The sequence below is a fragment of the Methylobacterium sp. CB376 genome, assembly GCF_029714205.1.
Taxonomy (GTDB): Bacteria; Pseudomonadota; Alphaproteobacteria; order Rhizobiales; family Beijerinckiaceae; genus Methylobacterium.
The window spans coordinates 5,468,743-5,486,632 of sequence record NZ_CP121648.1; the positions used below are offsets into that span (position 1 = coordinate 5,468,743).

23 protein-coding genes are annotated in these 17,890 nt (G+C 73.6%); 11 read left to right on the forward strand and 12 right to left on the reverse strand.

Translation table 11 applies throughout. The annotated features are described in order from the left end of the window. Nucleotides 1–180: 180 nt before the first annotated feature. On the forward strand, nucleotides 181–984 hold the full coding sequence (locus tag QA634_RS25165) for a pentapeptide repeat-containing protein (protein ID WP_012334720.1): 804 nt from the start codon (nucleotides 181–183) through the stop codon (nucleotides 982–984). A 68-nt stretch (nucleotides 985–1,052) separates the two neighbouring features. Here QA634_RS25165 and QA634_RS25170 read toward each other — a convergent pair whose 3' ends face one another. The 7 genes from QA634_RS25170 to QA634_RS25200 form a co-directional block, all read right to left on the reverse strand. Next, nucleotides 1,053–1,661, reverse strand: a complete 609-nt coding sequence (locus tag QA634_RS25170; protein ID WP_012334721.1) for a hypothetical protein — start codon at nucleotides 1,659–1,661, stop codon at nucleotides 1,053–1,055. Nucleotides 1,662–1,684: 23 nt separating this feature from the next. Further along, complete coding sequence (locus QA634_RS25175) at nucleotides 1,685–2,557, reverse strand: ABC transporter permease (RefSeq protein ID WP_012334722.1); 873 nt, start codon at nucleotides 2,555–2,557, stop codon at nucleotides 1,685–1,687. Beyond that, nucleotides 2,554–3,315, reverse strand: a complete 762-nt coding sequence (locus QA634_RS25180) for an ABC transporter ATP-binding protein (RefSeq protein WP_012334723.1) — start codon at nucleotides 3,313–3,315, stop codon at nucleotides 2,554–2,556. The genes QA634_RS25175 and QA634_RS25180 overlap by 4 nt, the downstream gene beginning before the upstream one ends. Beyond that, nucleotides 3,312–3,575, reverse strand: coding sequence for a hypothetical protein (locus QA634_RS25185; RefSeq protein WP_012334724.1), 264 nt, complete (start codon nucleotides 3,573–3,575; stop codon nucleotides 3,312–3,314). Before QA634_RS25185 ends, QA634_RS25180 begins: the two co-directional genes overlap by 4 nt. A gap of 65 nt (nucleotides 3,576–3,640) precedes the next feature. Beyond that, nucleotides 3,641–4,084 (reverse strand): hypothetical protein, encoded by a 444-nt coding sequence (locus QA634_RS25190; protein WP_012334725.1) that lies wholly within the window; start codon nucleotides 4,082–4,084, stop codon nucleotides 3,641–3,643. A gap of 120 nt (nucleotides 4,085–4,204) precedes the next feature. Continuing rightward, a complete protein-coding gene (locus QA634_RS25195) occupies nucleotides 4,205–5,191 on the reverse strand; it encodes a YVTN family beta-propeller repeat protein (RefSeq protein ID WP_012334726.1) in 987 nt (328 codons plus the stop codon). Between the two features lie 102 nt (nucleotides 5,192–5,293). Beyond that, nucleotides 5,294–6,565 (reverse strand): ABC transporter substrate-binding protein, encoded by a 1,272-nt coding sequence (locus QA634_RS25200; RefSeq protein WP_012334727.1) that lies wholly within the window; start codon nucleotides 6,563–6,565, stop codon nucleotides 5,294–5,296. A 169-nt stretch (nucleotides 6,566–6,734) separates the two neighbouring features. Here QA634_RS25200 and QA634_RS25205 point away from each other — a divergent pair, with 169 nt between their 5' ends. The 8 genes from QA634_RS25205 (at nucleotide 6,735) to QA634_RS25240 (ending at nucleotide 12,410) form a co-directional block, all read left to right on the forward strand. Beyond that, entirely contained in the window at nucleotides 6,735–7,247 is a 513-nt protein-coding gene (locus QA634_RS25205; RefSeq protein ID WP_012334728.1) for a DUF3280 domain-containing protein, read from the forward strand. A gap of 3 nt (nucleotides 7,248–7,250) precedes the next feature. Then, nucleotides 7,251–7,955, forward strand: a complete 705-nt coding sequence (locus QA634_RS25210; protein WP_012334729.1) for a (5-formylfuran-3-yl)methyl phosphate synthase — start codon at nucleotides 7,251–7,253, stop codon at nucleotides 7,953–7,955. 10 nt (nucleotides 7,956–7,965) lie between these two features. Further along, nucleotides 7,966–8,538 (forward strand): uridylate kinase, encoded by a 573-nt coding sequence (locus QA634_RS25215; protein ID WP_012334730.1) that lies wholly within the window; start codon nucleotides 7,966–7,968, stop codon nucleotides 8,536–8,538. A gap of 51 nt (nucleotides 8,539–8,589) precedes the next feature. Beyond that, entirely contained in the window at nucleotides 8,590–10,005 is a 1,416-nt protein-coding gene (locus tag QA634_RS25220; RefSeq protein WP_012334731.1) for a DUF6513 domain-containing protein, read from the forward strand. 3 nt (nucleotides 10,006–10,008) lie between these two features. Further along, complete coding sequence (locus tag QA634_RS25225; protein ID WP_012334732.1) at nucleotides 10,009–10,605, forward strand: DUF447 domain-containing protein; 597 nt, start codon at nucleotides 10,009–10,011, stop codon at nucleotides 10,603–10,605. A 13-nt stretch (nucleotides 10,606–10,618) separates the two neighbouring features. Continuing rightward, on the forward strand, nucleotides 10,619–11,158 hold the full coding sequence (locus QA634_RS25230) for an SRPBCC family protein (protein WP_012334733.1): 540 nt from the start codon (nucleotides 10,619–10,621) through the stop codon (nucleotides 11,156–11,158). After that, nucleotides 11,155–12,090, forward strand: coding sequence for a YncE family protein (locus QA634_RS25235; RefSeq protein ID WP_012334734.1), 936 nt, complete (start codon nucleotides 11,155–11,157; stop codon nucleotides 12,088–12,090). The genes QA634_RS25230 and QA634_RS25235 overlap by 4 nt, the downstream gene beginning before the upstream one ends. 62 nt (nucleotides 12,091–12,152) lie before the next feature. Beyond that, nucleotides 12,153–12,410: a hypothetical protein gene (locus QA634_RS25240; RefSeq protein WP_012334735.1), complete on the forward strand. Its 258-nt coding sequence runs from the start codon at nucleotides 12,153–12,155 to the stop codon at nucleotides 12,408–12,410. A gap of 15 nt (nucleotides 12,411–12,425) precedes the next feature. Here the strand turns inward: QA634_RS25240 and ssuD are convergent, their stop codons facing one another. The 3 genes from ssuD to QA634_RS25255 all read right to left on the reverse strand — a co-directional run bounded on the left by ssuD (nucleotide 12,426) and on the right by QA634_RS25255 (nucleotide 15,122). Then, the gene (gene ssuD, locus QA634_RS25245) at nucleotides 12,426–13,643 is read right to left on the reverse strand and encodes an FMNH2-dependent alkanesulfonate monooxygenase (protein ID WP_012334736.1); all 1,218 of its coding nucleotides are present in this window, start codon (nucleotides 13,641–13,643) and stop codon (nucleotides 12,426–12,428) included. 356 nt (nucleotides 13,644–13,999) lie between these two features. After that, a complete protein-coding gene (locus QA634_RS25250) occupies nucleotides 14,000–14,272 on the reverse strand; it encodes a hypothetical protein (RefSeq protein ID WP_012334738.1) in 273 nt (90 codons plus the stop codon). Nucleotides 14,273–14,618: 346 nt separating this feature from the next. Then, complete coding sequence (locus tag QA634_RS25255; RefSeq protein WP_210161165.1) at nucleotides 14,619–15,122, reverse strand: glutathione peroxidase; 504 nt, start codon at nucleotides 15,120–15,122, stop codon at nucleotides 14,619–14,621. Nucleotides 15,123–15,305: 183 nt separating this feature from the next. Here QA634_RS25255 and QA634_RS25260 point away from each other — a divergent pair, with 183 nt between their 5' ends. After that, nucleotides 15,306–15,578, forward strand: coding sequence for a hypothetical protein (locus QA634_RS25260; protein ID WP_012334740.1), 273 nt, complete (start codon nucleotides 15,306–15,308; stop codon nucleotides 15,576–15,578). A gap of 20 nt (nucleotides 15,579–15,598) precedes the next feature. On the opposite strand, the gene QA634_RS25265 is transcribed toward QA634_RS25260, so the two are convergent. Both QA634_RS25265 and argC read right to left on the reverse strand, forming a co-directional pair. Further along, complete coding sequence (locus QA634_RS25265; RefSeq protein ID WP_012334741.1) at nucleotides 15,599–16,069, reverse strand: nuclear transport factor 2 family protein; 471 nt, start codon at nucleotides 16,067–16,069, stop codon at nucleotides 15,599–15,601. A gap of 8 nt (nucleotides 16,070–16,077) precedes the next feature. After that, nucleotides 16,078–17,025, reverse strand: coding sequence for an N-acetyl-gamma-glutamyl-phosphate reductase (argC, locus tag QA634_RS25270; RefSeq protein WP_012334742.1), 948 nt, complete (start codon nucleotides 17,023–17,025; stop codon nucleotides 16,078–16,080). Nucleotides 17,026–17,259: 234 nt separating this feature from the next. On the opposite strand from argC, the gene QA634_RS25275 reads away from it, so the two are divergent. After that, nucleotides 17,260–17,862: a hypothetical protein gene (locus QA634_RS25275; protein ID WP_012334743.1), complete on the forward strand. Its 603-nt coding sequence runs from the start codon at nucleotides 17,260–17,262 to the stop codon at nucleotides 17,860–17,862. The last annotated feature ends 28 nt before the right edge of the window (nucleotides 17,863–17,890 follow it).

The window sequence follows — 17,890 nt, forward strand, 5'->3', positions numbered from 1 at the left end:
CCGAGCGGGGCACAGGGTTCGCAGTTCGAGCAAAGGGTTAGCCGGGGCCACGGCGTCTCCCCGCAGCGGTCACAAGGGCGTGAGAATGCGGGCGCGGGGACGGGCGAGCCTTGTCGTGGATGCAGGTCCCGGCCCAGATGCGCGGCGGGCCGGCGAGAGCCCGCATCCGGGAGGACGCGCATGCGCATGCGGCACCCCATCGTCGCGGTCGCCGCGGCCGCGCTGACGGCAGCCCTGCTCCGGCCCGCGGCGGCCCAGGACATGATGCGGCACGTCGATCTCACCTCTCCCGACATGGCGCAGCCCGAGACCAGCCGCGAGGCCGTAGAGGCCATGATCGCGGCGTCGGGCGGGCGGCCCCTCGACCTCTCGGGCCGGCGGCTCTCGGGACTCGACCTGTCCGGCCTCGACCTGCGCGGGGCCAACCTGCGCCTCGCCCGGCTGAACCGGACCAAGCTGCGGGGCAGCGACCTCTCCGGGGCCGTGCTCGATCAGGCCTGGGCGCTGGAGGCGGATCTCTCCGGTGCGCGGCTCGCCGGCGCGAGCCTGTTCGCCCTGCAGGGCCGCGGGGCGATCCTTTCGGGAGCCGACCTGTCGGGGGCGCGGATCGTCGGCGACCTCACCGGGGCCGACCTCACGGGCGCGCGCCTGCGCGGGGTGCGCGGCGGCGCCGACATGCGCAACCAGTCGATGGGGCTGATCCGGGCCGTGCTGGTCTCGGCCAAGCTCGACCGCGCGGACCTCGCGGGGGCCGACCTGTCTCGGGGCAAGCTCGACTTCGCGAGCCTGACCGGGGCCGAGCTGTCGAAGGCCGACCTGACGGGGGCCGACCTCTCCGGGGCGGATCTCACCGGCGCGCGGATCGCCGGCGCCACCCTGACCGGGGCCGACGTCACCGGGGCGAAGCTCGTGCGCCTCGACGGCGCGCAGGCGGCGCGCGGCCTCGACCATCTCGTGAACGGCGACCGGGCGGTCCGGGACTGAGAGGACCGGGCGCGGGACCGAGAGCGGACCGAGAGGGGACCCTTGGAGCCCCGGCGGGCGAGCCGGCCTCAGAGCTTCGCCTGGATCTTGCGGGCGATCTCGCCCAGCCGCTGCTCCAGCAGCGTGGGCACCTCGCAGACGTAGGTCAGCGACTGGCTGCGCTCCTGGAAGATCCGCTTGTCCCAGTTGAAGCGGGTCTCCAGCTCGCTGAGCTCCTTCGTCTCCTTGACGTCCGGCGAGGTCTTGATCTCGCTGATCTGGCCGGCCTCGTCGCGGATGCGCTCGGCCATGACCCGCTGGCCGCGGGCGTAGCGGCCGATGCCGGCCACCACCTTGCCGCGCTCGCCGTTGATGACGTCGAACACGCCGGCGAAGACGCGGGTCAGGCGCTCGGCCTTGTCCGGCCCGGCCTTCTCGACGAACTCGGCCAGGAGGGGATCGACCTCGTCGAGGGGCGTCTTGCGCGAGGCGAGCTTCTGGGCGAGCTGCGCCGCCTCGCGGTCGCGGCCCCAATCCTGCAGGGCCTGGGTCGGGTCGGGCCCGGTCCAGACCGCGCCGAAGCCGAGGGTCGGCACCTTGCGCTGCGGGCAGGGCCATTCGGGATCGGGCTTCGGCTGCGCGAGGGCGGCGGCGGACCAGGCGGCGGCGAGGGCGGCGAGGGCGAGGGTGCGGAGCATCGTCACGAGGGATCCCGTCCGTGTCAGGCGGCGTCGCCCGCCGGGCCGCCGCGCCGGGCGAGGAGGCCGCGGCCGGGGTCGTAGGCGATCACCGCGAGGATGAAGAAGAGGAGGCCGGTGCCGAGCACCACCGCGCAGGCGACCGGCTCGAAGGCGCCGTAGAGGGCGAAGCGCACCAGTTCCACCGCGTGGGTGAAGGGGTTGGCCTCGCAGATCCAGTATAGCGTCGCGCTCGACTCGTTCACCCGCCAGAGCGGGTAGAGGGCCGAGGAGGCGAAGAACATCGGGAAGATCACGAAGTTCATCACGCTGGCGAAGTTCTCGAGCTGGCGCACCAGCGAGGAGAGGAAGAGCCCGATCGCGCCGAGCATCAGCCCCGAGGCCACGAAGGCCGGCAGCGCCGCGAGGTAGCCGGTCCAGGGGATGTCGGTCTCCCAGAAGGCCGCGACGGCGAGGAAGACGTAGGCCTGGATGATCGAGACCGCCACGCCCGCCGCGAGCTTGGCGAAGAGCAGGCTCCAGCGCGGATACGGGCTGGTGAGCAGCACCCGCATCGAGCCGACCTCGCGGTCGTAGACCATCGACAGCGAGGATTGCATGCCGTTGAAGAGCTGAATCATCGCCGCGAGGCCCGGCACCACGTAGACCTCGTAGAGCACGTAGGTCTGGTAGGGCGGCGTGATCGACAGGCCGAGCGTGTTGCGGAACCCCGCCGCGAAGATGAAGAGCCAGACCAGCGGGCGCACCAGGGCCGAGAAGAACCGCTCCTTCTGGTTGAAGAAGCGCAGCAACTCCCGGCGCGTGATGCCCAGGAAGCAGATCAGGTAACCGGTCGCGTCGAGGCGGCCGCGGGACGCCGCCTTGTCGGGCGCCGGGAGGGCGGGAGCGGAACTCATGCGACCTGCCTCCGGCCGGGCTCCGCCACGATCTGGCGGAAGGAGGTTTCGAGGGAGCCGGAGGGCTCGCTGAGCGCGCCCGCGAGCCCGCGGGCGACGATCCGGCCCCGGTGCAGGACCACCACCCGGTCCTGCGGCTCGACCTCGTCGAAGATGTGGGTGGCCCAGAGCACCGAGAGCCCCTCCTCCCGCACCAGCGCCCGCACGATGGCGACGATGTCGGAGCGGGCCTCCAGGTCGAGGCCGACGGTGGGCTCGTCGAGGAGCAGGAGGTCGGGGGCGTGGATCAGGGCGCGGGCGATCTCGATGCGCCGCGACTGGCCGCCCGAGAGGGTGCGGATCTTGTCGTCGCGCCGGTCGATCAGGCCGACGCGGGCGAGCAGGGCGGCGATGCGCGCCTCGGCGGCCCGGCGGGCGATGCCGTGGAGCGCCGCGTGGTAGAGCAGGTTCTGGCGGACGGTGAGGTCGGTGTCGAGGGTGCGGGCCTGGAACACGACGCCGAGCCGCGCCAGGGCCCGCGAGGGCTCCCGGCGCAGGTCGTGCCCGAAGATCGCCACCGCCCCCTCCTGGTTGGTGTAGAGCCGGGTGACCACCGAGAACAGGGTGGTCTTGCCGGCGCCGTTGGGGCCGAGCAGGGCGACGAACTGCCCCCTCGGCACCTGCAGGGAGACGTCGTCGAGGGCCGCGCGGCTGCCGAAGCGGTGACTGACGCGCTCGACGGCGAGCGCCGGCGCCGGCTCGGGCGAGGCGGCGCTCATCGGCCGAGGGCCTTGCCGGCGTCCCGAACCGCGTCCATGCACTCGTCGAACTCGCCCTCGCCCAGCTCGCGCTCGGCCGTGCGCAGGGCCTTCCTGAGGCTGCGCTGGAGCGGCTCGGCCGGCGACTTGGCCAGTTCGGCCTTGATCATCGCGATGCCGTCGCGGCAGGAGGCCGCGTCGTCGGCCCTCGCCGGCGCGGCCGCGAGGCCGCCCGCGAGGCCGCCCGCGAGGCCGGCGATCAGACACAGGGTGGCGCGCATGGGGATCCGGTTTCCTCCTCGGTCGGGGGATGATGTAGGTCGCCGCGGCGCGGGGCGGAACGCCCTCACTTCACGATGAAGCGCCCGGTCATGCCGCGGCTCTCCAGCCCCTGCACGAACCACGGGAACTCGCCGGCCCGCACCGCCACGAACTCGACCTCCATCGTGCCCTGGTCGTCGAATTCGAGGTGGTGCGGCGGGCCGGCCATGTGGACCTCGAGATGGTTCACGATGATCTGATTCATCCAGACGCCGCGGAAGAAGTCGGGCGCGAAGAACTTGTATTCCTTCTGACCCTTGGCGGTGATGCGGAGCCGGTAGGACTTGCCGGCCTCCATCTCGATATCCTTGGCGGAGACCGCGTAGTCGTTGCCCTGGTCGTCGCCGAGCACGAGGTCGGGCAAGTCGGTGCGGCCCTTGGCGAGGTCGCGGGCGGTGGCCGCGAGAGTGGCCGCGAGAGTGGCCGCCAGTGCGGCAAAGAGGGCGGCCTTGCGGAGGAGCGCGTGCATGAGCCTGTCCTGGTGGGGAAGCGGGGCGGCCTCAGCAGAGCGGCGCGGGGCAACTCTGCCGACCTCTTGTTCCTGCATCATCGCCGCCGCCGAACCGGCGACCGCTCCGGCGCGTGATGCTCAGCGGGGCGAGACTGCCACCCCCCAGGGCAGCAGCCCGACCGGGATGCTCTTCACCACCTTCAGGCTCTCGACGTCGATCACCGAGACGTCGTTCGAGGTGCCGTTGGTGGTGAAGAGCTGCTTCTGGTCCGGCGTGAAGGCGAGCTGCCAGACGCGCTGGCCCACCGGCAGGTACTTCTCGACCTCGAAGGTCCTGGCGTCGATCACGGCGACGCGGTTCGCCGGGCCCAGGGCCACGAAGGCGCGGCTGCCGTCCCGGGTCAGCCGCACGCCGACCGGCTGGATCTGCTCGTCGGTGACGCCCGGGATCTTGAACGAGATCTTCCTGACCACCTTGCGCGCCTCCGCGTCGATCACCGCGACGGTGCCGCCGACCTCGGCCGAGACCCAGAGCCACTTCCCGTCGGCCGAGAACTCGGCGAAGCGGGGCCGGGCGTCGACCAGCACGTTGTCGATCACCTGGTGCGTCCGGGTGTCGATGAAGTGGGCCATGTTGGTGGTCTCGGAGGTGTTCACCAGGATGGTGCCGTCCGGGCTCAGGCCCATCCCCTCCGGCTCCACGCCCACCGGGATCTCGGCGACGATCCGGTTCTTCTCGACGTCGAGCACCGTGACCTGGCTGTCATCCTCGTTGGCGACGTAGAGGGGGTTCCCGTCCGGCGCCAGGATGAACAGTTCCGGGTCCGGCCCCGAGCGCAGGGACTTGGTGATCTTGCCGGTGGCGGTGTCGACCACGTCGATGCGGTCGTCGTCGCTGGCGCAGACGTAGAGCTCCTTGCCGTCGCGGCTGATCGTGACGCCGCGCGGGCGCCGCCCCACCGGCCAGGTCGCCGTCACCTGCAGGGTCGCCGAGTCGATGACGCTGACCGAGTTGCCCTTCTCGTTCGTCACGTAGACCGTGTAGGCCCGCGCCGGCGGCGCGGCCGCGAGGCCGAGCCCCAACGCCGCGAGGGCGAGCGCGTCCCTGATCCGGTGGCGGCGCATGTCGGTTCCTCTCCGGGTGTCCGTCGTCTTGCCCCTATGGGCTTCGTCTTGCCCCTGCGGGCCGTCGGCCCCGCTATGCCGCGGGAAGGCGCGGGCCGCGCCTCACGATTTCGCCAGCTTGCACGGCGTCTCGGGCAGGTCGAAGCCGAGCGTGTCGAGGGGCGTGCGCTGGTGCAGGTAGCCCTGCTCGGGCGCCACCGCCACCAGGAAGCTCGGCTGGACCAGCAGGATCGGCTGGCGCAGCTGCCTGTCCCAGGGCCGGAAGCTCAGCGACACGCCCTTGTAGGCCGGCAGCGCGAAGGCGGGATCGGCGAGGAGCCCGGCGATCGCGGCCGGATCCGCGCTCTTGGTCTGCAGGGCCGCCTCGCCGACCGCGCGGATCGCGGTCCAGAACTGGTAGTCGAGGGGCCGCATCAGGCGCCCGGTCAGGCGGCGGAAGCGGTTCTGGGCCTGGGCCGCCCCCCAGACCTCGAGCGTCGGGTGCCAGGTCGTCGGGAAGAGCCCCTGCGTGCCCACCACGGGGCGCGGGTCGACGGTGTGGAAGGGCACGTAATCGCCGAAATCCCCCGCCTCGTCCGCCACCACGGCCACGTCGTAGTCGAGGCCGCGGGTGAAGACGAGGGCCTCCGCCCGGGTCGGCGTGTCGCCCCGCGCCTTGGCGAGGGGCCCGAAGGTCCAGGGCTTCTCGGCGGTGATCTGGAGCCCGAACTTCTTCGCCGAGCGCCGCATCGCCTCGGCCCAGAGCCGGTCCCCCTCCTGCGGCCCGACGATCAGGAAGAGCTTGCGCCAGCGCATGAAGGCCAGGAACTGCACCAGCGCGTCCGTCTGCATCGCCCGGCTCGGCGCGACGTGGAACACGTTGGCCCGGCAATCGGCCCCGCGCAGGCGGTCGTCGGGCGCGGCGGCGTTGAAGAGCGTCACGCCCGTGTCCTTCAGCGCGTCCGCCACCGCCAGCACCTCCGGCCCGGCGAGGGCGAGCACGATGAAGCGGATGCCCCGGCCGGCGAGGTCGCGGGCGGCCGCGACCGGATCCCGCGGGGGCGGACCGCCGGGCGCCGGGGCGGCGAGCGCCTCCTCCTCCAGGGCGTAGAACTGCTTGACGAAGCGGCCGGTGGCGTTGTTGTCGCGCACCGCCATGCGGGCGCCCGCCACGCCCTCGTCCTCGGGGGCGGCCTGCGCGTCGTAGGAGGAGGGCGCCGCCGGCGGCCGGTAGATCAGGCCGATGCGGATCTCGGCCGCGCCCGGGGGCGCCACCTCGGGCGCCGCCGCCGGGGGAGCCTTCTGGGCGAGGGCCGGCAGCGGCCCCGCGGCCGCGGCGAGCGCCGCGGCGAGGAGGCCGGTCCGGATCAGGGGGAGGCCGGGGAAGCACGCCATGCGGGCGGCACGCTAACCAGAATTCTCCCGTGCGCTCAACGCTTTATCGATAAGGGAAATCTAAGACGGGGATGGCGCGCGGTCGCACCCGAAAGTCCAAGCCGCCGCCGGCACGGGGCCGCCCCCCGCCGCGTTGCGCCGGCCGCCCCCGCCGTGGCATCGTCCGGCGATGCGTGCGGCCCGCCTCCTCCCATTCCTCGCCGCCCTGCTGCTGCCGGGCGCCGCGCTCGCCGCGCCGCGGAGTGCGGCGGTGTTCGGCATCGAACTCCTCGACCCGGGCGTGGTGGGCGGGCGCCCGCCGCGCCCCGAGGAGGCCCGCCGCCTCGCGCTGATCACCGACGCGCTGCGCCGGGCGGTGGCGGAGCAGGAGACGGTGCAGGCGGTCGACCTCGCGCCGAAGGCCGAGGAGATCCGCAAGGACGCGCCGCTCTACAAGTGCGAGGGCTGCGCCGAGCGCATCGCCAGGGAGGCCGGCGCCGGCCTCGCCATCTACGGCTACGTCCAGCGCAACACCAACCAGATCATGAACCTCAGCGTCACCATCTCGGACAGCGAGAGCGGCAAGGTGCTGCGCGGCGGCCAGGTGGTGATCCGCGGGGACACGGACGAGACCTGGCTTCACGGCCTGCGCTGGCTGGTGAAGAACCGCCTCTTCGCCGACCCCCTGCCCGACCGGTCCTGACCCTTGCCCGATTCCCCCTCCCTCCCGGCCCGCCCGCGGGTGCGGCTCCTGGTCAGCGTGCGCGACGCGGCCGAGGCGGCCCTCGCCCGCGCGCGGGGCGCCGACCTCGTCGATGCCAAGGACCCCGACCGCGGCGCCCTCGGCGGCCTGCCCGCCGCGACCGTGCGGGCGATCGTCGCCGCTTCCCCCGGCGGATTGACCAGCGCCGTGGCGGGCGAGCCCCGCGACGCGGCCGAGGCCGCCCGGATGCTGGCGGAGCTCCGCGGAACCGGGGTGGATTACCTCAAGATCGCGCGGCCGGCCGCGTGCCGCGGCCTCGCGCTGCCGCGGGGCGCGCCGGTGATCGCGGTGCTCTTCGCCGAGGACCCGATCGGGGCCGGCGATCCGGCGGCCCTCGCGCGAGCGGGGTTCCGCGGCGCCATGATCGACACGCGCGGCAAGGACGGGCGGCGCCTGACCGACCACCTCCCCCTGCCCCGCCTCGCCGCCTTCCTGGCGGAATGCCGGCGGCACGGGCTGCTCTCGGGGCTCGCCGGCTCGCTCGCCCTCGACGACGTTCCGGCGCTCGCCTCCCTCGGGCCGGATTACCTCGGCTTCCGCGGCGGGCTCTGCGGCGGCGGCGACCGGCGCGGCGCCCTCGACCCCGCCCGCATCGCGGAGGCCGCGCGACGCCTCGCCGCGGCTGCGGCCCGCCCCGCGGCGGCGTAAGGACGGCGCCATGACGCGCCCCCTCAGCGTGGTGAAGCTCGGCGGCAGCCTCGTGGCCGATGGCCCGCGCCTGCGCGGGCTGCTGCGCGGCCTCGCCGAGGGCGCCGAGGGCGCGGCCGTGATCGTGCCGGGCGGCGGCGGCCTCGCCGAGGCAGTGCGCGAGGCCCAGGCGGCCCTCGGCTTCGACGACGGCCTCGCCCACCGCCTCGCCCTCGACGCGATGGGCGGCATGGCGCGGATCCTCCAGGCCCTCGAACCGCGCCTCGCGGTGTCGCGCGACCCCGCGGCCGCGCTCGCGCGGGGCCTCGTGCCGGTCTGGGACCCGGCCGCGCTCAAGGCCGGGCACCCGGCCATCCCGGAGAGCTGGGACGTGACCTCCGACAGCCTCGCGCTCTTCCTGGCGGCCGAACTCGGGGCGGCGCGCTGCATCCTGGTGAAATCGGCGCGGGCCGAGGATCCGGTCGCGGCGGGGCTCGTCGACGCGGCCTTCCCCCGCTTCGCCCGGCGCTTCCGGGGCGAGATCCGGCTGCGCGGCCCGGGCGGCGAGCGGGTCTGGCGCGCGCCCGCGCCGGCGGAGGCCTGAGATGGCGCGCGCCCTCCCGCGCGGGTGCCGCCGCCCAGGTCCGGGCCGGCCATGACCGAGCACCTCGTCTTCGTCACCGGGCGCCTCGCCAAGCCGCGGCTCGAATCGGTCGTCGCGGCGCTCCCGCGCGAGCGCTTCACCGGCACCATCGCGGATGCGGGCGTGAAGGTCGCCGCGCTGATGACCGAGGAGATCATCCGCCGCCGCGTCACGCTGCCGGAGGGGGCCGACCGCGTCATCCTGCCGGGGCGCTGCCGGGCCGACCTCGCCGCGCTCTCCGCCCATTTCGGGGTGCCGGTCGAGCGCGGGCCCGACGAGATCGTCGACCTGCCGGCCCATCTCGGCCTCGCCGGCCGCAAGGTCGACCTGTCGCGGCACGACCTCACCATCTTCTCGGAGATCGTCGACGCCTCCCGCATGACGCCGGACGAGATCCTCGTCCGCGCCCGGGACCTCGCCCGCCGGGGCGCCGACGTGATCGACCTCGGCGGCCTGCCGGACACGCCCTTCCCGCACCTGGAGGAGGCGGTGCGGCTGCTGAAGGGGGCGGGCCTGCGGGTCAGCGTCGATTCCTTCGACCGCGAGGAACTCGCCCGGGGCGCGCGGGCGGGCGCCGATTTCCTGCTGAGCCTCAACGAGGACAGCCTCGACCTCGCCTTCGAGACCGACGCCGTGCCGGTGCTGGTGCCGGTGCGGCCCGACGACCTCGAGTCCCTCGACCGCGCGATCGCGCGGATGCGGGCGGCGGGAAAGCCCTTCCTGGCCGACCCGATCCTGGAGCCGATCCATTTCGGCTTCGCCGCCTCGATCGTGCGCTACCACGAGACCCGCCGCCGCCATCCCGACATCGAGATGATGATGGGGACCGGCAACCTGACCGAACTGACCGAGGCGGACAGCGTCGGGGTGACGGCGCTCCTGGTCGGCCTGTGCTCGGAACTGGCGATCCGCAACGTGCTGATCGTGCAGGTCTCGAACCACACCCGACGCACGGTCGAGGAGCACGACGCCGCCCGGCGGGTGATGTACGCGGCCCGCGCCGACGGGGCGCTGCCGAAGGGCTACGGCCGCCAGCTCCTCGGACTCCACGACAAGCGCCCCTACACGCAGACGCCCGAGGAGATCGCGGCGCTGGCCGCCGAGGTGCGCGACCCGAACTACCGCGTCGCGGTCGCGCAGGACGGGGTCCATGTCTACAACCGGGCGATCCACAAGGTCGGCACCGACGCCATGGCGTTCTTCCCCGACCTCGACGTGGCGACCGACGGCGGCCACGCCTTCTATCTCGGCGGGGAATTGACCAAAGCCGAACTCGCCTGGCGGCTCGGCAAGCGCTACGTGCAGGACGAGCCCCTGGACTGGGGCTGCGCGGCGGATGCGGCGGCGGAGGACACCACCGCGTTCAAGGAGGTCGGCCACACCCTGCACGGGCGCCGGCCGGCCCGCGCGCCCGACGGGACGGAGTGAGCGGTGCCGCTGATCCTGGAGACCATCGTCACGACCCAGGCGGCGGACCGCCTGCACCTCGTGCCGTTCGGGCTGATCCAGGAGGGCGACGGTTTCGTGCTCGCCCCGTTCCGGCCCTCGCCGACGATCACGAACCTGGAGGCGAACCCGACCTTCGCGGCCGCCGCCCCCGCCGACATGCGGGTGATCGCCGGCTGCGTCACCGGGCGGCGCGACTGGGCCACCCTGCCCTGCGCGCGCATCCCGGGCCGCCGCCTCGCCGAGGCCTACGGCCACCGGGAATTCGAGGTGGTCGCGGTCGAGGACGATCCGGTGCGCCCGCGCTTCCGCGCCCGCATCGTGCACGAGGAGGCCCACCGCCCCTTCACCGGCTACAACCGGGCCCAGGCGGCGGTGCTGGAGGCGGCGATCCTCTCGACGCGCCTCGACCGCCTGCCGCCCGAGAAAGTGCTCTCGGAGATGCGATACCTCTTCATCGCGGTCTCCAAGACGGCCGGCCCCGCCGAGCGCGAGGCCTGGACCTGGATCGAGGAGAAGGTCGCCGCCGCGCTCGGCCTCGGGGCGGCGGACCGGCTCCTCGCCGACGACACCGATCCGTGAGAGGAGTTCACCCATGAAGCTGTTGATCGGGAGCGCCGTCGCGGCGCTCGTCGCGCTGTCGCCCCTCGCCGCCGAGGCGCACGGCCCGACCCGCAAGAAGGTCGAGGAGAAGATCACCATCGACGCGCCGCCCGCCAAGGTCTGGGCCGTGGTCGGCAACTTCCAGGACATGAGCTGGCTGCCCCCGGTCGAGAAGACCGAGGGCAAGGGCGGCAACGAGGTCAAGGCCACCCGCACCCTCACGCTCAAGGGCGGCGCCACCGTCGAGGAAGAGCTCTACAAGTACAACGCCGAGCAGATGAGCCTGTCGTACCGGATCAACAAGGTCGACGTGAAGGTTCTGCCGGTCAATAACTACTCCTCGACGATCAAGGTCGAGCCCGCCGAGGGCGGCAAGTCGAGCGTGAGCTGGGACGGTGCGTTCTACCGCGGCTTCATGAACAACGACCCGCCGCCCGAGCTGAGCGACGAGGCGGCCGTGAAGGCGGTGAGCGACCTCTACAAGGCCGGGCTTCAGGGCCTGAAGGCGAAGGTCGAGAAGAGCGGTTCGTGAGGGCCCTGCTCGCGGGGCTCCTCCTCGGCGCCGGCCTGCTCGCCCCGGCGGGCGCCGAGGAGGCGGTGGTCACGGCCCAGAACGCGAACGCGGTCGACATCGTCGACCTCGCGGCCGGCCGGGTCGCGGCGACGCTGCCGGTGCCGGGCGCGCCGGCCGGCGTGGCGCTCTCGCCGGACCGGGCGCGGGCCTACGTGACCGCGCCGGAGGGCAAGGCGCTGGTGGTGATCGACCTCGCGGCCCGGCGCGTCGCCGGCACGGTCGCCCTCGGGGGCGGGCCCCTCGGCGTCGGGGTCAACCCGGCGAGCGGGGAGGTCTACGTGGCCGACTGGTACGCCAAGCGGCTCTGGGCGGTCGATCCCGGCACGCTCGCGGTCACCGGCGAGATCGCGGTGGGCACCTCGCCGTCCGGCATCGCGGCGACCCGGGACGGGCGCCTGATCCTGGTCACCGACCGGGACGACGACGCGGTCTCGGTGGTGGACGCCGCGACCCGCCGGCGGGTCGCGGTGGTGAAGGTGGGCACGCGGCCCTTCGGCGTGACCCTCGACCCGGACGGGCAGCGGGCCTACACGGCCAATGTCGGCTCGAACGACGTCTCGGTGATCGACCTGGCGGCGCGGCGGGAGATCGCCCGGGTCCCGGTCGGCGAGCGGCCCTACGCGGTCGCGCTGACCGGCGGCCGCGCCTTCGTGACCGACCAGTACGGCGGGACGGTCAGCACCTTCGACCTCGCCGGGCTCACGCCCGGCCCGCGGATCGAGGTCGGCGAGTATCCCGAGGGCATCGCGGCGAGCCGCGACGGGCGGCGGGTCTACGTCGCGAACTGGGAATCGAACACCGTCAGCGTGATCGACACCGACAGCCTGCGGGTGACCGGGCAGGTGAGGACCTCGGACGGGCCGCGGGCCTTCGGGGACTTCTTGCGCTGACCCCGTCCCGGGCCGATCCTGCGGCGGCGTCCCGGGCGGGAGGCAGGGCAGGGAGGCAGGGCATGAGCGACGATTACGCGTGGCGGAGGATTGGCCGGCCGGTCTTCATGGAGCCGCCCTTCGACGGGGAGCCGGTGGGCCTGCAGCTGCGCAGCGGCGCGGTGGTCGAGGGACGGCTCGCCGAGCCGGAGGTCGTGGTGACGGAGGACGAGGCCTTCTCCCGCCGCGCCATGGCGTGGCGGCGCCGCGACGGCGGGCCCCTGCCGGAGGACGACCCGCCGGTCTGCTGGCGGCCCCTGGATGCGGCGCCCGAGGGCTGAGCCGCGACGCGGCCCTCAACGCGCCCCGACGCGCCGCGCCTCGGCGACGCTCCGCGTCGCCCCGATGCCCGGCGCCGCCCCGGCGCCCGGCGTCGGCACAATGTCGTTGGCGATCACCTCGCCGAAGGGCCCGTCGTTGCGGGCCCGCCGCGGCGCGGTCCCGGTCGTGTCGCGCAGGGGGAGTTTCGGGAAGACGAGTTCGGCGAAGCGGTAGGCCTCCTCCAGGTGCGGGTAGCCCGAGAGGATGAAGCGGTCGATGCCGAGGTCGATGTACTCCTTCATGCGGTCGGCGACCTGGTCGGCCGAGCCCACCAGGGCGGTGCCGGCGCCCCCGCGCACCAGCCCCACCCCGGCCCACAGGTTCGGCGCGACGACGAGGTTGCGGCGGTCGCCCCGGTGCAGCGCCATCATGCGGCTCTGCCCGACGGAATCCTGGCGCTTCAGGGTCTCCTGCGCCCGCGCGATGGTGGCGTCGTCGAGGCGCGAGATCAGGGATTCGGCGGCCTCCCAGGCCGCGCCCTCGGTCTCGCGCACGATCACGTGCAGCCGGATCCCGAACGAGAAGGTCTTCCCCTTGGCGGCGGCGGCGGCGCGCGCCCGGGCGATCTTCTCGGCCACCTGGGCGGGGGGCTCGCCCCAGGTCAGGTAGACCTCGCAATGCTCGGCCGCGACCGCGATGCCGGCCTCCGACGAGCCGCCGAAATAGAGCGGCGGCGAGGGCTGCTGCACCGGCCCGAAGATCAGCCGCCCCTCCTCGGTGCGCAGGTGCCGGCCCGCGTAGGTGACGGTCTCGCCCGCCATCAGGCGGCGCCAGATGTGCAGGAACTCGTCCGTGACCGCGTAGCGCGCGTCGTGGTCGAGGAAGACGCCGTCGCCGCGCAGCTCCACCGGGTCGCCGCCCGTCACCACGTTGATGAGCAGGCGGCCCTCGGAGATCCGGTCGAGGGTCGCGGCCATGCGCGCCGCCGCCGACGGCTCCTGCAGGCCCGGCCGCACCGCCACGAGGAAGCGCAGCCGGCGCGTCAGCGGCGCCAGCGCCGAGGCGACGATCCAGGAATCCTCGCAGGACCGCCCGGTCGGCAGCAGGACCCCGAAATAGCCGAGGTCGTCCGCCGCCTGCGCAATCTGGCGCAGATAGGCGAGGGAGACGTGCCGGGCGCCCTCGCTCGCGCCGAGGTAGCGGCCGTCGCCGTGGGTCGGGAGGAACCAGAGGACGTCGGTCTGTGCGCTCATCGCTGTCCTTCCTGACGACGCGCGCCGCCTGCCGCAGATCCCGGGCGGCAGACTCGCGGTCGGGTGGAGTTCAGGAACGAGAGATTACAGCCCGAATTACCTCGGTCAATTTCGCATTTTTCGAGATTTCGGAAGATATCTTCCTCGTCAGCGGTGAGGCGGGGAAAATTCTTGTTGCGGGTGAGTCGACAGGCAAGAACGAGGCACGGCCGCCCCGCGCGGGGCGGCCGTGCCGGTCAGGTCGTCACAGGCCGGCCAGGGCGTCCAGGGAGCCGCGCGCCGTCATGGCGAGCGCGGCGACGAGCACGCCGATCATGCCGTAAGAGAAGGCTCTCAGAAGCATCGCGGGGCCCGGATCAGCACCGCGGCCCGCCGGAGACCTGGCCGTACTGCTTCACCGGCCGGTTCTGCTGCCGCGCGTTGCCCTCGGCCGCGGGATTGTCGCAGCGGTCGAAGAGCGGCCCGTCATGCGCGCCGAGGGGCGCCCAGCCGCCGATCGAGCCCGTCGTGCCGACGTCGCGCGGGTGGGAGGGCTGGAACGGCGCCCCCGGGCCGAAGGCCATGGCGGACGGGACCGGCGCGAGGCCGAGAACGAGGGCGGACACGGCGGCGGCGATACGGGTCTTCATCTCAGTCTCACTCTCCTTGTTCCTCGGCGAGATCTTCCGTAGATCTCGCCTCGTTCGACACTCCCGATATAGGATGTTGCAGCGCAACGCGGCGTGCGATCGCGCACATGGAGGCAGGGATTAAAAGTCGATGCGACCAGGAAAGTGCGTCCTGATCTGAGACATGGAATGTATTGACCGGGATGTTTCGCCGCACGGCGGATTGATCCCCAGCGTCAGAGCGTCCGCAAGGCAGGGAGCAAGCGCGACCGATGCGGCCACCGATACAGGACAGCGCTTCAGGACAGCGCGCCGCGTCGCCCCGCGCCGCCAGGTCGGGGTCGAGCGCGACCGGGGGACGGTCGCGTCAGGCCGGGACCGGCTCCGGCTCGGCCAGGGCCGCCGCGATGGCGGCCTCCAGGGCGGCGGGGCGGGCGAGGGGCGGGTAGCGGCCGATGACCCGGCCGTCGCGGCCGACCAGGAACTTGGTGAAGTTCCACTTGATCGCCCGGGTCCCGAGCAGGCCCGGCCGCGCCCGCTTGAGGAAGTCGAAGAGGGGGTCGACCCCGGGCCCGTTCACCTCGACCTTCGCGAGGACCGGGAAGGTCACGTCGTAGGTGAGGCGGCAGAAGCGCGCGATCTCGTCGGCGTCGCCGGGCTCCTGCGCGCCGAACTGGTTGCAGGGCACGCCGAGCACCACCAGCCCCTCGGGCCCGTACCGGCGCCAGAGCGCCTCCAGCCCCTCGTATTGCGGGGTGAAGCCGCATTTCGACGCCGTGTTGACGATGAGGAGCACCTTGCCGCGGTGCTGGGCGAGGGGATGCGGGGTCCCGTCGGCGCCGCGCGGCGCGAAGTCGTGAATGGTCGTCATGCGCCCGAACATGGCAGGGAGCGCGGCCGACGCAAGGCGGGGCCCGCGCGGGCGGAGGCTCGCACGAGCGGAGGCTCGCGCGAGCGGAGGCTCGCGCGGGGGAGAGCTTGGACGGCGGCGCGGCGGCGCCCTAGCTTCGCCTCGGCCGAGTCCGCCGGGACCCCGTTACCGAGACCACGTTTCATGTCAGCGATCCACGAAGCCCTGAGCGCCCTCGACGCGAGCCGCGCCGCCACCCAGGTCCGGCTGGCGCGCACGGTGGCGACCTGGAACCTGGACATCGTCTGCCTGCTGCGCTCGGCCCAGGCGCTCGGGCGGTCGGAGCAGGCGCTGCGCGAGGTCCCGCCGGCGCTCGCGCAGAGCCGGCGGCGGCGCGCCGCCTCGTCCCGGGCCGAGTGGCCCGCCTCGCTGATCGCCGAACTGCCCGAGTTCCCGGCGCCCGTCACCTCCGGCTGATCGGCCGGACGGCGCGGGCCTCAGAGGCCGAGATCGCCGAGACCGGGATGATCCTCCGGCCGGGGTCCGAGCGGCCAGTGGAACTTGCGGTCCTGCTCGCGCAGCGGCACGTCGTTGATCGAGGCCTCGCGCCGCCGCATCAGGCCGTTCGCGTCGAACTCCCACTGCTCGTTGCCGTGGGAGCGGAACCAGTGGCCCGAATCGTCGTGCCACTCGTAGGCGAAGCGCACGGCGATGCGGTTCTCGTGGAAGGCCCAGACCTCCTTGATCAGCCGGTAATCGAGCTCGCGTGCCCATTTCCGGGTCAGGAACTCGACGATGGCCTCCCGCCCGGAGAAGAACTCCGCGCGGTTGCGCCAGCGGCTGTCGGGCGTGTAGGCGAGCGAGACCCGCACCGGGTCCCGGTGGTTCCAGGCATCCTCCGCGGCGCGGGCCTTGCGGGAAGCGGTCTCCGCCGTGAAGGGCGGCAGGGGCGGGCGGCTCTCCGACATCGCCCGCCTCAGGCGAGATCCAGCATCAGGCGCAGGTTCTGCACCGCGGCGCCGGACGCGCCCTTGCCGAGATTGTCGAGCCGCGCGACCAGCACCGCCTGGCCGTGCGCGTCCGAGCCGAACACGCGCAGCTCCAGACCGTCGGTGCCGTTGAGCGCCTCCGGCTCCAGCCGCTCGCGATGCGCCCCCTCCTCCGCGCCGGTGACCACCCGCACCAGCTCCTCGCCCGCGTAGCGCGCCGCCAGGGCCTGTTCGAGGTCGCCCGGGTGCGGCCGGCCCGGCAGCGCGTCGAGGTGGAGCGGGATCGACACCAGCATGCCCTGCCGGAAATTGCCGACCGAGGGCACGAAGATCGGGCGCCGGGTCAGGCGGCTGTAGGCCTGCGTCTCGGGCAGGTGCTTGTGGGCGAAGCCGAGGCCGTACAATTCGAAGGCCGGGGCGGTGCCGTCCTCGTAGGCCCCGATCATCTTGCGGCCGCCGCCGCTGTAGCCGCTCACCGCGTTGATGCTGATCGGGTGATCGGCCGGGATCAGCCCCGCATCGACGAGGGGGCGCAGGAGCGCGATCGCCCCGGTCGGGTAGCAGCCCGGATTGGCGACGCGCCGGGAGGCCCGCAGGGCCGCGCGCTGCTCGGGCGCGAGTTCGGCGAAGCCGTAGGTCCAGCCGGGGGCGACCCGGTGCGCGGTGCTGGCGTCCAGGATGCGCGGGCCGCCGCCCGGCAACGCGTCCGCCATCGCCACCGTCTCCTTGGCGGCGTCGTCGGGCAGGCACAGGACCACGAGGTCGACCTCGGCGAGGAGGGCGCGCTTGGCGTCCGGGTCCTTGCGCTGCGCGGGCGGGAGCGAGCGCAGAGTGATCTCGTGCGAGGGCTCCAGGCGCTCGCGGATGCCCAGGCCGGTCGTGCCGGCCTCGCCGTCAATGAAGACGCTGGGGCGGTTCGTGGCTGTGCGGCTCATGGCAGGCTCCGCGCGGCGTCGCGATCGGACGCCGGGACGCGATGTGGGATGGGGTCAGGAGCCCGCCAAGTCAACGGGGCGCGTATCAACGGGGCGCGCGTCAACGGGGGGCGTGACGTCGACCCGTCGACGGGGCGCGACGCCGCGCCGTTCCGCCCCCTCCCCCGCCGGGGAGGAACCGGGCGGGCCGAGGCCCGGTTGCCGTGTCCAAGACGATTGCACGCGAGGCAGATCATGGCCGGCACGGCGAAGCGAACGGATCCCAAGCTGTGGGAGCGGGTGAAGGCGAAGGTCACGCGCTCGAACAAGGGCGGCAAGCCCGGGCAATGGTCGGCGCGCAAGGCGCAGGCCGCCGTCCACGACTACAAGGAGGCGGGCGGCGGCTACGTGGGCGCGAAATCTCCCGACAACCACCTGACCCAGTGGACCGAGGAGGAGTGGGGCACGCGCTCGGGCGCCAAGAGCGGCGAGACCGGGGAGCGGTACCTGCCGAAGGCGGCCCGGGCGCGCCTCAGCCGGGGCGAGTACGCCCGCACCTCCGCCAAGAAGCGGGCCGACACCGCCAAGGGCAAGCAGCATTCGCGCCAGCCCGCCGACATCGCCGCCAAGACAGCCTCGGGGCGCAAGACAGCCGCGGCGCGCAAGGCAGCCGCGGCGCGCAAGACGGCCTCGGCCCGCAAGACGGCCTCGGCCCGCGAGACCGCGTCGGCGAAGCGCGATTCGGGCAAGGGCACGACCAAGGCCGCCCTGCTGCGGGCCGCCCGCGCCCGCAACATCCCGGGCCGGTCGCGGATGTCGAAGGACGAATTGGAGCGGGCCCTCGGAGCGCGGGGGTGAGGCGACGCCCGCCGCGCGGCGGCCGCGG